9 protein-coding genes, 4 tRNA genes, 2 rRNA genes and 2 pseudogenes (1 of these 17 cut by a window edge) are annotated in these 12470 nt (G+C 54.8%); all 17 read left to right on the top strand.

The features are described from left to right. A 23S ribosomal RNA gene (locus I5961_RS25480) occupies positions 1-448 on the top strand (it extends 2443 nt beyond the left edge of the window). Between the two features lie 156 nt (positions 449-604). Beyond that, a 5S ribosomal RNA gene (gene rrf, locus I5961_RS25475) occupies positions 605-720 on the top strand. Between the two features lie 132 nt (positions 721-852). Continuing rightward, positions 853-1806: a bifunctional biotin--[acetyl-CoA-carboxylase] ligase/biotin operon repressor BirA gene (birA, locus tag I5961_RS25470; RefSeq protein WP_085705133.1), complete on the top strand. Its 954-nt coding sequence runs from the start codon at positions 853-855 to the stop codon at positions 1804-1806. Continuing rightward, positions 1796-2544: pseudogene (locus I5961_RS25465) on the top strand (pantothenate kinase). Before birA ends, I5961_RS25465 begins: the two are co-directional and overlap by 11 nt. 7 nt (positions 2545-2551) lie before the next feature. Beyond that, positions 2552-2992, top strand: a complete 441-nt coding sequence (locus I5961_RS25460) for a hypothetical protein (protein ID WP_085705128.1) — start codon at positions 2552-2554, stop codon at positions 2990-2992. A 144-nt stretch (positions 2993-3136) separates the two neighbouring features. Further along, positions 3137-3221: transfer RNA gene (locus tag I5961_RS25455), tRNA-Tyr, on the top strand. 25 nt (positions 3222-3246) lie between these two features. Next, positions 3247-3320 (top strand) — tRNA-Gly (locus tag I5961_RS25450). Positions 3321-3346: 26 nt separating this feature from the next. Then, positions 3347-3422, top strand: a tRNA-Thr gene (locus tag I5961_RS25445). Between the two features lie 85 nt (positions 3423-3507). Then, positions 3508-4701: an elongation factor Tu gene (gene tuf / locus I5961_RS25440; protein ID WP_028614144.1), complete on the top strand. Its 1194-nt coding sequence runs from the start codon at positions 3508-3510 to the stop codon at positions 4699-4701. 53 nt (positions 4702-4754) lie between these two features. Further along, a tRNA-Trp gene (locus I5961_RS25435) sits at positions 4755-4830 on the top strand. 45 nt (positions 4831-4875) lie between these two features. After that, positions 4876-5244 carry a preprotein translocase subunit SecE gene (gene secE, locus I5961_RS25430; protein ID WP_007957600.1) on the top strand — a complete coding sequence of 123 codons (369 nt, stop codon included), beginning with the start codon at positions 4876-4878 and terminating at the stop codon, positions 5242-5244. 9 nt (positions 5245-5253) lie between these two features. Continuing rightward, positions 5254-5787, top strand: a complete 534-nt coding sequence (gene nusG / locus I5961_RS25425) for a transcription termination/antitermination protein NusG (protein WP_007957598.1) — start codon at positions 5254-5256, stop codon at positions 5785-5787. A 117-nt stretch (positions 5788-5904) separates the two neighbouring features. After that, positions 5905-6336 (top strand): 50S ribosomal protein L11, encoded by a 432-nt coding sequence (gene rplK, locus I5961_RS25420; RefSeq protein WP_003228756.1) that lies wholly within the window; start codon positions 5905-5907, stop codon positions 6334-6336. After that, positions 6336-7030, top strand: a pseudogene (gene rplA / locus I5961_RS25415) (50S ribosomal protein L1). Before rplK ends, rplA begins: the two are co-directional and overlap by 1 nt. A 198-nt stretch (positions 7031-7228) precedes the next feature. Next, positions 7229-7729 (top strand): 50S ribosomal protein L10, encoded by a 501-nt coding sequence (gene rplJ, locus I5961_RS25410; protein WP_007957597.1) that lies wholly within the window; start codon positions 7229-7231, stop codon positions 7727-7729. A gap of 79 nt (positions 7730-7808) precedes the next feature. After that, positions 7809-8174, top strand: a complete 366-nt coding sequence (gene rplL, locus I5961_RS25405; protein WP_003255496.1) for a 50S ribosomal protein L7/L12 — start codon at positions 7809-7811, stop codon at positions 8172-8174. Positions 8175-8394: 220 nt separating this feature from the next. Beyond that, positions 8395-12468, top strand: coding sequence for a DNA-directed RNA polymerase subunit beta (gene rpoB / locus I5961_RS25400; protein ID WP_085697681.1), 4074 nt, complete (start codon positions 8395-8397; stop codon positions 12466-12468). Positions 12469-12470 lie beyond the last annotated feature (2 nt).

The raw sequence follows: 12470 nt of genomic DNA, 5'->3' as shown, positions 1-12470 counted from the left end.
TGATACCGCCCAAGAGTTCATATCGACGGCGGTGTTTGGCACCTCGATGTCGGCTCATCACATCCTGGGGCTGAAGCCGGTCCCAAGGGTATGGCTGTTCGCCATTTAAAGTGGTACGCGAGCTGGGTTTAGAACGTCGTGAGACAGTTCGGTCCCTATCTGCCGTGGACGTTTGAGATTTGAGAGGGGCTGCTCCTAGTACGAGAGGACCGGAGTGGACGAACCTCTGGTGTTCCGGTTGTCACGCCAGTGGCATTGCCGGGTAGCTATGTTCGGGAAAGATAACCGCTGAAAGCATCTAAGCGGGAAACTTGCCTCAAGATGAGATCTCACTGGAACCTTGAGTTCCCTGAAGGGCCGTCGAAGACTACGACGTTGATAGGTTGGGTGTGTAAGCGCTGTGAGGCGTTGAGCTAACCAATACTAATTGCCCGTGAGGCTTGACCATATAACACCCAAGCAATCTGCAGACTCGAAAGAGACCAGATTGCGGTGTGTGAAGACGCAATGAACCGAAAGTTCGACGCTCACAAAACACCGAAAGCTGTCACATACCCAATTTGCTGAAGCGAGGCCATCTGGTCACGAGTCAGTACCCGAATTTCTTGACGACCATAGAGCGTTGGAACCACCTGATCCCATCCCGAACTCAGAAGTGAAACGATGCATCGCCGATGGTAGTGTGGGGTTTCCCCATGTGAGAGTAGGTCATCGTCAAGATTAAATTCCGAAACCCCAATTGCGAAAGCAGTTGGGGTTTTGTTTTGCCCGCAGGAAAGTGGATTTTTTGAATTCTATGCAACGGCCCGGTGCATGGCTATTATTCGGGCCTCATTCAGAGGCGAGACCTGCATGCTGACGTTGTTGAATCTCCTGAAGGATGGTCGATTCCATTCCGGTCAGGCTTTGGGTGCTGCCTTGGGAGTTAGTCGAAGTGCGGTGTGGAAGCAGCTTCAACACCTGGAGGCTGAGCTTGGATTGTCCATACATAAAGTTCGGGGGCGGGGCTATCAATTGGCCTCGCCATTGACATTGCTTGACGTGCTCAAGATAGAGGAAGGCCTTTGCGGCTGGTCTGTCAGTATCTTCGATTCTGTCGACTCTACTAATGCTGAATCGCTGCGCGCGGTGGATGGGGGGCGGGCGGCTCCCTTTATTGTATTGGCTGAGCGCCAGAGCTCAGGGCGTGGGCGCAGAGGCCGTAAATGGGTGAGCCCGTTCGCTGAAAATCTCTATTACAGCCTCGTGTTGCGTATTGATGGTGGGATGCGTCAGCTTGAGGGGCTGAGTCTTGTTGTCGGGCTCGCCGTCATGCAAGCCTTGCATGTGCTTGGAGTGCCAGGTGCAGGTTTGAAGTGGCCCAATGATGTATTGGTCGGGCGAAAAAAAATCGCCGGGATTCTGTTGGAGCTGGTTGGGGATCCTGCTGACGTGTGTCACGTAGTGTTGGGTATAGGCATCAATGTGAACATGCAGACTACGGATGAAGTCGATCAGCAATGGACTTCAATGCGTTTGGAGTCGGGGCAGGCGTGTGATCGCAATATTCTGGCGATTGAGCTAAGTAAGCAGCTGCAGCTTTATTTGCAGCGTCACCAATCGGACGGCTTCGCTGCGCTACAGGCGGAATGGGAGGCGAGCCACTTGTGGCAAGGGCAGCCGGTTTCCCTCACTGCTGGTGTCAACCAGGTGGATGGTGTGGTGCTGGGAATCGATAATCAAGGCGCGCTGCGGCTGAAGGTAGATGGCGTGGAAAAAGTCTTTAGTGGCGGTGAGCTCAGCTTGAGGTTGCGTGATGATTCTTGAGCTCGATTGTGGAAACAGCTTTATCAAGTGGCGTGTGCTGCGCGTTGAGGCGGGTACCGTGATCGCGGAAGGTGTGGCCGACTCTGATGAGGCATTGGTAAGCAGTCTTCGATCGCTAGAGAAGGTGTCTCTCGATAAGTGCCGTCTCGTCAGCGTAAGAACTGAAGATGAGACTAATTTGCTGATTGGCGTGCTCAAACATGAGTTCGGCGTTTCCGTTGTTTGTGCGGCGCCGGCTCGCGAGATGTCCGGTGTTAAGAATGGTTACGACGATTATGAGCGCCTTGGCCTTGATCGCTGGTTGGCAATGCTTGGTGGTTTTTACTTGGCTAAAGGGGCTTGTCTGGTTCTTGATTTTGGCACTGCGGTGACTGCTGATTTCATCTCGCCGGAAGGTGAGCATCTAGGAGGTTTCATTTGTCCTGGCATGCCGCTAATGCGTAATCAGTTGCGTACTCATACTCGAAAAATTCGCTATGGAGACCTCGCAGCGGAGCAGGCATTGACGAGTCAGGCGCCTGGACGCAATACGGCTGAGGCTGTCGAGCGTGGTTGTGCGTTGATGCTCAGAGGATTCGTACTGACGCAGTTGGAGATGGCGCGTGCCTACTGGGGTGGTGATTACAGTCTCTACATTACGGGGGGGACGCCGAGCTGGTCTCGGATATCGCGCCTGAGGCTAGGGTTGTTCCCGATTTGGTATTCGTGGGTTTGGCTATGGCGTGTCCTTTGTCCTGAGGTTTGTATGCGTTGGTTGTTCCTTCTGCTCCTGGTACTCAATGTTTTTTATTACGTCTGGCATCAGCAGGAGGCGCCGCTACGCGCAAAGGATGTCACGCCGCTCAGTCTCTATCGTAGCTCGCAACAGGATATTCGCTTGCTGAGTGAGGCTGGTGGTGATGCTTCTAGTGAAAAAAGGACTGGAGGAAAGCCTGATGTTCAGTGTCTATATATAGGTGGTTTGAGTCGCCCTGAGTCCGCCCAGGCATTGGAGCAGCGTTTGGCAGGGCTTGGGGCAAAAGCTCTTCCTTCGGCCAAAGAGTCTTCCGGCAGTTCGTATTGGTTCCAGATTACGCCCGAAACCCAGCGTTTGCTGGGTGATGCTCAGCTGCAAAACCTTTCTAAGGAATTCAATGAGTTAAAACATAAAATAATGCTGTGCGAGGGGGTTGCACCTACTGAGTAGTTTGCATAGAATGGCGCCCGCTCCACAGCGAAGACCTGAAAAGGTCACTGCGGCGGGGTGATGTCAATGCAGCTAACCTCATGTTTTTTAAATGAGAAAATGCTTGACAGGGGGTTGGCATAGTATAGAATGCCGGCCTGATTAGGAGGGGTTCCCGAGCGGCCAAAGGGATCAGACTGTAAATCTGACGTCTACGACTTCGAAGGTTCGAATCCTTCTCCCTCCACCAGATTTTAGCGTGAGCTGCAGGCTCCGCGGGTATAGTTTAGTGGTAGAACCTCAGCCTTCCAAGCTGATGATGCGGGTTCGATTCCCGCTACCCGCTCCAAGTTTGCAGGTTGTGCAAAGTGTTACGCTCTTGTAGCTCAGTTGGTAGAGCACACCCTTGGTAAGGGTGAGGTCAGCGGTTCAAATCCGCTCAAGAGCTCCATATGACAAGGCAGATATGAAAATATCTGCCTTTGTTTTAATGGCTTGTGTTGTTTGCTCAATTTCTTCTGTTAGGGGTGATATCGATGGCTAAGGAAAAATTTGATCGTTCCCTGCCGCACGTCAACGTTGGCACCATCGGTCACGTAGACCACGGTAAAACCACGCTGACCGCTGCTCTGACTCGCGTCTGCTCCGAAGTTTTCGGTTCGGCCGTAGTTGAATTCGACAAGATCGACAGCGCTCCAGAAGAAAAAGCTCGCGGTATCACCATCAACACCGCGCACGTTGAGTACAACTCGAACATTCGTCACTACGCTCACGTTGACTGCCCAGGTCACGCTGACTACGTGAAGAACATGATCACCGGTGCTGCCCAGATGGACGGCGCGATCCTGGTTTGCTCGGCTGCCGATGGTCCGATGCCACAAACTCGTGAGCACATCCTGCTGTCCCGTCAGGTAGGTGTTCCGTACATCGTGGTTTTCCTGAACAAGGCTGATCTGGTAGACGACGCAGAGCTGCTGGAACTGGTTGAGATGGAAGTTCGCGACCTGCTGTCCACCTATGACTTCCCAGGTGACGACACTCCGATCATCATCGGTTCGGCTCGTATGGCGCTGGAAGGCAAAGACGACAACGAAATGGGCACCACTGCTGTCAAGAAGCTGGTGGAAACTCTGGACAGCTACATCCCAGAGCCAGAGCGTGCTATCGACAAGCCGTTCCTGATGCCAATCGAAGATGTGTTCTCGATTTCGGGTCGCGGTACTGTTGTGACCGGTCGTATCGAGCGCGGTATCGTTCGCGTTCAGGATCCGCTGGAAATCGTTGGTCTGCGTGACACCACCACCACCACCTGCACCGGTGTTGAGATGTTCCGCAAGCTGCTGGACGAAGGCCGTGCGGGCGAGAACTGCGGCGTTCTGCTGCGTGGTACCAAGCGTGACGACGTTGAGCGTGGTCAGGTTCTGGTTAAGCCGGGTTCGGTTAAGCCGCACACCAAGTTCACCGCAGAAGTTTACGTTCTGAGCAAGGAAGAAGGCGGTCGTCACACTCCGTTCTTCAAAGGCTACCGTCCACAGTTCTACTTCCGTACTACTGACGTGACTGGTAACTGCGAGCTGCCAGAAGGCGTTGAAATGGTAATGCCAGGTGACAACATTCAAATGACTGTTACCCTGATCAAAACCATCGCGATGGAAGACGGTCTGCGTTTCGCAATCCGTGAAGGCGGCCGTACCGTTGGTGCTGGTGTCGTTGCCAAGATCATCGAGTAAACAGTTGTAATGTCTTTTTCGGGCCGGCATAATGGTCGGCCTGATTTTGTTTTAGGTCAGTAGCTCAATTGGCAGAGCGACGGTCTCCAAAACCGTAGGTTGGGGGTTCGATTCCCTCCTGACCTGCCAGATTCACTCGGTGTTTCTGGCTTTCTTTTCACAGGATCTTCATAGATGACTCCTAAAGCTGAAGCTCAAGGCTCTCGCTTCGATTTGCTCAAGTGGCTGGTAGTAGTCGCTTTGGTAATTGTTGGCGTTGTCGGCAATCAGTATTACGCTGCTTCGCCGATCCTGTACCGTGTACTCGCATTGCTTGTCATTGCTGCTGTGGCTGCCTTTGTAGGTCTGCAGACTGCCAAGGGCAAGTCTTTCTTTGTACTGGTTAAGGAAGCTCGCACCGAGATTCGTAAAGTCGTTTGGCCAACTCGCCAAGAAACCACGCAGACCACGCTGATAGTTGTGGCTGTTGTCCTGGTTATGGCGTTGCTGTTGTGGGGGCTTGATTCCCTGCTCGGCTGGCTTGTTTCCTTGATTGTTGGCTAAGGGTGTCCCGTGGCTAAGCGTTGGTACGTTGTGCATGCTTACTCGGGTTACGAGAAGCATGTCATGCGTTCGTTAATCGAGCGCGTAAAGCTGGCTGGCATGGAAGATGGCTTCGGCGAAATTCTGGTTCCCACTGAAGAAGTGGTTGAAATGCGTAATGGCCAGAAACGCAAAAGCGAGCGCAAATTCTTCCCAGGTTATGTGCTGGTCCAGATGGATATGAACGAGGGTACTTGGCACTTGGTCAAAGATACTCCTCGGGTGATGGGTTTTATTGGCGGTACTGCTGATAAGCCGGCGCCAATCACCGATAAAGAAGCTGAGGCGATTCTGCGTCGCGTTGCCGATGGTAGCGACAAGCCGAAGCCGAAGACTCTGTTTGAGCCAGGCGAAACCGTTCGAGTCAATGACGGGCCGTTCGCTGACTTTAACGGTGTTGTCGAAGAAGTTAACTACGAAAAGAGCCGGATCCAAGTGGCAGTGCTTATTTTCGGACGCTCTACTCCGGTAGAGTTGGAGTTCAGTCAGGTCGAAAAGGTCTAGCTGAACAAGCATCCCAACCCCGCAGCCCTAGGCTGTGGGGTTTTGTCGTCACTGGGATAAACGCGCAAGTAACCGGGGAGCCTTTCGAGGCGTTCGAACCCGTAATTGGAGTGCCTCATGGCCAAGAAGATTACCGCTTACATCAAGCTGCAAGTGAAGGCCGCTCAGGCTAACCCAAGCCCACCTGTTGGTCCTGCTTTGGGTCAGCACGGCGTGAACATCATGGAATTCTGCAAAGCTTTCAACGCCCGTACCCAGGGCCTGGAAGCTGGTCTGCCGACTCCAGTGATCATCACTGTCTACAGCGACCGTAGCTTCACTTTCGAAACCAAATCCACCCCTGCTTCGGTTCTGCTGAAGAAGGCGGCCGGTCTGACCAGCGGTTCCGCTCGTCCGAACACCGTTAAGGTTGGCACTGTTACCCGTGCTCAGCTGGAAGAAATCGCGAAAACCAAAAACGCGGATCTGACTGCAGCTGATATGGATGCAGCCGTGCGCACTATCGCCGGTTCTGCTCGTAGCATGGGCCTTAACGTGGAGGGTGTGTAATGGCTAAGCTGACCAAGCGCCAAAAGGCTATCGCTGAAAAATCGAAGCGGGCAAGTCCTACAACTTCGAAGAGGCCGCAACTCTGCTGGCTTCGCTGCCAGCTGCTAAATTCGTCGAGTCGTTCGACGTAGCTGTAAACCTGGGTGTAGACCCGCGTAAATCCGACCAGGTCGTTCGTAGCGCTACTGTGCTGCCGCACGGCACTGGCAAGACTGTTCGCGTTGCTGTTTTCACCCAGGGTCCAGCTGCTGAGGCCGCTCTGGCTGCAGGCGCTGACCGTGTAGGTATGGACGAGCTGGCTGCAGAAATGAAAGGCGGCGACTTGAACTATGACGTAGTGATCGCGTCCCCGGATGCAATGCGCGTTGTAGGTCAACTGGGTCAGATCCTTGGTCCACGTGGTCTGATGCCTAACCCGAAAGTCGGCACTGTTACCCCAGACGTCGCTACCGCGGTTAAAAATGCCAAGGCTGGTCAGGTTCGTTATCGCACCGACAAAAACGGCATCATCCACACTTCCGTTGGCAAGATCGGCTTCGATGCCGTCAAGCTGAAGGAAAACGTTGAAGCTCTGATCGCTGATCTGAAGCGTATCAAGCCAGCTTCTTCGAAAGGTATCTACGTCAAGCGCGTTACCCTGAGCACCACTATGGGCCCAGGTCTGGTTATCGACCAGAGCTCGCTGGACGCTTAAGACAAAAATTGGCGCAGTTGACTGCGCCAATTGAAAGATTGGGGTCCCTGCCTGGCGGGGGCTATCCAAGACCGTAGGCGACGCAAGTCTTAAACCTCAAGCCTACGCAGATGGTGCTCCCGGTTCCTTACCGAATCAGACACCAAAACGACATTCGGTTCCGATCGAATGAAACGGTAACAAGCAGGAGTTAAACCCGTGGCAATTAATCTCGAAGACAAGAAGGCCATCGTCGCTGAAGTCAACGAGGCTGCCAAAGTCGCTCTGTCCGCTGTCGTGGTTGATGCCCGTGGCGTAACAGTAGGCGCAATGACCGGACTCCGTAAAGAGGCTCGTGAAGCTGGCGTTTACGTACGTGTTGTACGTAACACCCTGCTCAAGCGCGCTGTTGCTGACACTCCTTACAGTGTCCTCAACGACGTGTTCACCGGCCCGACCCTGATTGCATTCTCCAACGAACACCCGGGCGCTGCTGCTCGTCTGTTCAAGGAATTTGCCAAGGGTCAGGATAAGTTCGAGATCAAGGCAGCTTCGTTCGAGGGCAAGTTCCTCGCAGCGAATGAGATCGACGTGCTGGCAAGCCTGCCAACTCGCGACGAAGCTATTGCGAAACTGATGAGCGTGATTCAAGGCGCTACCAGCAAGCTGGCTCGTACTCTGGCGGCAATTCGCGATCAGAAAGAAGCAGCTGCAGCCTGAGGCTGAGCGTTTCCACTCTCGCGTATTTTTGTTTATTTCGACGGCCGTACAGGCTGTCCACCAAATCAGGAATTGAGTCATGTCTCTGACTAACGAACAAATCATCGAAGCAATCGGCCAGAAAACCGTTCTGGAAGTTGTTGAGCTGATCAAAGCAATGGAAGAAACCTTCGGCGTGACCGCTGCTGTTGCTGCTGCTGGTCCAGCTGCTGCTGCCGCTGTTGTTGAAGAGCAAACCGAGTTCAACGTTGTTCTGGTTGAAGCCGGCGACAAGAAAGTAAACGTGATCAAGGCAGTTCGTGAACTGACCGGTCTGGGCCTGAAAGAAGCCAAAGAGAAAGTCGACGGCGCTCCTCAGGTTGTAGCTGAAGGCGTTTCGAAAGAAGCTGCTGAAGACGCTAAGAAGAAGCTGGAAGAAGCAGGCGCTAAAGTCGAGCTGAAGTAAGCATCGACTTTGCTCCTCCAGCCCGAGCGTCAAGCGACAGGCTGATGGCTGGTGGCTCTTGCCACCGGCCTTTTTCCGTTATTGGCAGCCGACTGGGTCGGTGCCGATAGCGAGCTGTAACCACCCGATGTGGTGGCGCAAACCATGGGGTTTGCACGATTTTCTGGCTGCTCCCGTCGGGAGGGGCCAAACAAGCAGGTGACCAAGCTGGGGAACGCTGATGGCTTACTCATATACTGAGAAAAAACGTATCCGCAAGGACTTTAGCAAGTTGCCGGACGTCATGGATGTGCCTTACCTCCTGGCCATCCAGCTGGATTCGTATCGTGAATTCTTGCAAGCGGGAGCGACTAAAGATCAGTTCCGCGACGTGGGCCTGCATGCGGCCTTCAAATCCGTTTTCCCGATCATCAGCTACTCCGGCAATGCTGCGCTGGAGTACGTCGGTTATCGCCTGGGCGAACCGGCATTTGATGTCAAAGAATGCGTATTGCGCGGTGTAACTTTCGCCGTACCTTTGCGGGTAAAAGTGCGCCTGATCATTTTCGACAAAGAATCGTCGAACAAAGCGATCAAGGACATCAAAGAGCAAGAAGTCTACATGGGCGAAATCCCATTGATGACTGAGAACGGTACCTTCGTAATCAACGGTACCGAGCGTGTTATCGTTTCCCAGCTGCACCGTTCCCCGGGCGTGTTCTTCGACCACGACCGTGGCAAGACGCACAGCTCCGGCAAACTGCTGTACTCCGCGCGCATCATTCCTTACCGCGGTTCGTGGCTGGATTTCGAGTTCGACCCGAAAGACTGCGTATTCGTGCGTATCGACCGTCGTCGCAAGCTGCCGGCCTCGGTACTGTTGCGCGCGCTCGGTTATACCACCGAGGAAGTACTGGACGCGTTCTACACCACCAACGTATTCCACGTAAAAGGCGAAGGCCTGAGCCTGGAGCTGGTGCCCCAGCGCCTGCGTGGTGAAGTTGCGGTTCTTGATATCCAGGACGACAAAGGCAAGGTGATCGTTGAGCAGGGTCGTCGTATTACTGCCCGCCACATCAACCAGCTGGAAAAAGCCGGGATCAAAGAGCTGGACGTGCCTCTGGATTACGTTCTGGGTCGTACCACCGCCAAGGCCATCGTGCATCCGGCTACAGGTGAAATCCTGGCAGAGTGCAACACCGAGCTGTCGACCGAAATCCTGGCGAAAATCGCCAAGGCTGGCGTCGTACGCATCGAAACTCTGTACACCAACGACATCGACTGCGGTCCGTTCGTCTCCGACACGCTGAAGATCGATTCCACCAGCAACCAATTGGAAGCGCTGGTCGAGATCTATCGCATGATGCGTCCAGGCGAGCCGCCAACCAAAGACGCTGCCGAGACCTTGTTCAACAACCTGTTCTTCAGCCCTGAGCGTTACGACCTGTCTGCGGTCGGCCGGATGAAGTTCAACCGTCGTATCGGTCGTACCGAGATCGAAGGTTCGGGCGTGCTATGCAAGGAAGACATCGTCGCAGTACTGAAGACTCTGGTCGACATCCGTAACGGTAAAGGCATCGTCGACGACATCGACCACCTTGGTAACCGTCGTGTTCGCTGCGTGGGCGAAATGGCCGAGAACCAGTTCCGCGTTGGCCTGGTACGTGTTGAGCGTGCGGTCAAAGAGCGTCTGTCGATGGCTGAAAGCGAAGGCCTGATGCCGCAAGACCTGATCAACGCCAAGCCAGTGGCTGCGGCGGTGAAAGAGTTCTTCGGTTCCAGCCAGCTGTCGCAGTTCATGGACCAGAACAACCCGCTGTCCGAGATCACCCACAAGCGTCGTGTCTCCGCACTCGGCCCTGGCGGTCTGACTCGTGAGCGCGCGGGCTTCGAAGTCCGTGACGTACACCCGACTCACTACGGTCGTGTCTGCCCGATTGAAACGCCGGAAGGCCCGAACATCGGTCTGATCAACTCCCTGGCCGCTTACGCTCGCACCAACCAGTACGGCTTCCTCGAGAGCCCGTACCGTGTGGTGAAAGAGGGCGTGGTCACCGATGACATCGTGTTCCTGTCCGCCATTGAAGAAGCCGATCATGTGATCGCGCAGGCTTCGGCGACCATGAACGAGCAGAAAGTCCTCATCGACGAACTGGTAGCCGTACGTCACCTGAACGAATTCACCGTTAAGGCGCCGGAAGACGTCACCTTGATGGACGTTTCGCCGAAGCAGGTAGTTTCGGTTGCAGCGTCGCTGATTCCGTTCCTCGAGCACGACGACGCCAACCGTGCGTTGATGGGTTCGAACATGCAGCGTCAAGCTGTACCTACCCTGCGCGCTGACAAGCCGCTGGTCGGTACCGGCATGGAGCGTAACGTGGCTCGCGACTCCGGCGTTTGCGTCGTGGCTCGTCGTGGCGGCGTGATCGACTCCGTTGATGCCAGCCGTATCGTGGTTCGCGTTGCCGATGACGAAGTTGAAACCGGCGAAGCGGGTGTCGACATCTACAACCTGACCAAGTACACCCGCTCGAACCAGAACACCTGCATCAACCAGCGTCCGCTGGTGAGCAAGGGTGATCGTGTTCAGCGTGGTGACATCATGGCCGACGGTCCGTCCACCGACATGGGTGAACTGGCTCTGGGTCAGAACATGCGCATCGCGTTCATGGCATGGAACGGCTTCAACTTCGAAGACTCCATCTGTCTGTCCGAGCGTGTGGTTCAGGAAGACCGCTTCACCACGATCCATATCCAGGAACTGACCTGTGTGGCTCGTGACACCAAGCTTGGCCCAGAGGAAATCACTGCGGACATCCCGAACGTGGGTGAAGCTGCACTGAACAAGCTGGACGAAGCCGGTATCGTTTATGTAGGTGCCGAAGTCGGCCCGGGCGACATTCTGGTCGGTAAAGTCACTCCGAAAGGCGAGACTCAACTGACCCCGGAAGAAAAGCTGCTTCGCGCAATTTTCGGTGAGAAGGCCAGCGACGTTAAAGACACTTCCCTGCGCGTGCCGACCGGCACCAAAGGTACTGTCATCGACGTTCAGGTTTTCACCCGTGATGGCGTTGAGCGCGACAGCCGTGCCCTGTCGATCGAAAAGTCCCAGCTGGACGAGATCCGCAAGGATCTGAACGAAGAGTTCCGCATCGTTGAAGGCGCAACCTTCGAGCGTCTGCGTTCCGCTCTGGTAGGCCACAAGGCTGAAGGCGGCGCGGGTCTGAAGAAAGGCCAGGACATCACCGACGAAGTGCTCGACGGTCTCGAGCATGGTCAGTGGTTCAAGCTGCGCATGGCTGAAGATGCTCTGAACGAGCAGCTCGAGAAGGCTCAGGCCTACATCGTTGATCGTCGCCGTCTGCTGGACGACAAGTTCGAAGACAAGAAGCGCAAACTGCAGCAAGGCGATGACCTGGCTCCAGGCGTGCTGAAGATCGTCAAGGTTTACCTGGCAATCCGTCGTCGCATCCAGCCGGGCGACAAGATGGCCGGTCGTCACGGTAACAAAGGTGTGGTCTCCGTGATCATGCCGGTTGAAGACATGCCGCACGATGCCAATGGCACCCCGGTCGACGTGGTCCTCAACCCGCTGGGCGTACCTTCGCGTATGAACGTTGGTCAGATCCTTGAAACCCACCTCGGCCTCGCGGCCAAAGGTCTGGGCGAGAAGATCAACCGGATGGTCGAAGAGCAGCGCAAAGTTGCTGAACTGCGTACCTTCCTGGACGAGATCTACAACCAGATCGGCGGTCGTAACGAAGATCTGGACAGCTTCTCCGATCAGGAAATCCTGGATCTGGCGAAGAACCTGCGTGGCGGCGTTCCTATGGCCACTCCGGTGTTCGACGGTGCCAAGGAAGTTGAAATCAAGGCCATGCTGAAACTGGCGGATCTGCCAGAAAGCGGCCAGATGCAGCTGACCGACGGCCGTACCGGCAACAAGTTCGAGCGTCCAGTTACCGTTGGCTACATGTACATGCTGAAGCTGAACCACTTGGTAGACGACAAGATGCACGCGCGTTCTACCGGTTCGTACAGCCTGGTTACTCAGCAGCCGCTGGGTGGTAAGGCGCAGTTCGGTGGTCAGCGTTTCGGGGAGATGGAGGTCTGGGCACTGGAAGCATACGGTGCTGCTTACACTCTGCAAGAAATGCTCACAGTGAAGTCGGACGATGTGAACGGTCGGACCAAGATGTACAAAAACATCGTGGACGGCGATCACCGTATGGAGCCGGGCATGCCCGAGTCCTTCAACGTGTTGATCAAGGAAATTCGTTCCCTCGGCATCGATATCGATCTGGAAACCGAATAACA

The sequence above is a fragment of the Pseudomonas sp. IAC-BECa141 genome, assembly GCF_020544405.1.
Classification (GTDB): domain Bacteria; phylum Pseudomonadota; class Gammaproteobacteria; order Pseudomonadales; family Pseudomonadaceae; genus Aquipseudomonas.
The sequence above is the reverse complement of the archived record's forward strand: the minus strand, read 5'-3'. Positions and strand labels throughout refer to the sequence as shown.

Coding starts and splice junctions, on each gene's coding strand:
- birA (WP_085705133.1), top strand. CDS start 853: ATGCTGACGTTGTTGAATCTCCTGAAGGATGGTCGATTCCATTCCGGT.
- I5961_RS25460 (WP_085705128.1), top strand. CDS start 2,552: ATGCGTTGGTTGTTCCTTCTGCTCCTGGTACTCAATGTTTTTTATTAC.
- tuf (WP_028614144.1), top strand. CDS start 3,508: ATGGCTAAGGAAAAATTTGATCGTTCCCTGCCGCACGTCAACGTTGGC.
- secE (WP_007957600.1), top strand. CDS start 4,876: ATGACTCCTAAAGCTGAAGCTCAAGGCTCTCGCTTCGATTTGCTCAAG.
- rplK (WP_003228756.1), top strand. CDS start 5,905: ATGGCCAAGAAGATTACCGCTTACATCAAGCTGCAAGTGAAGGCCGCT.
- rplL (WP_003255496.1), top strand. CDS start 7,809: ATGTCTCTGACTAACGAACAAATCATCGAAGCAATCGGCCAGAAAACC.
- rpoB (WP_085697681.1), top strand. CDS start 8,395: ATGGCTTACTCATATACTGAGAAAAAACGTATCCGCAAGGACTTTAGC.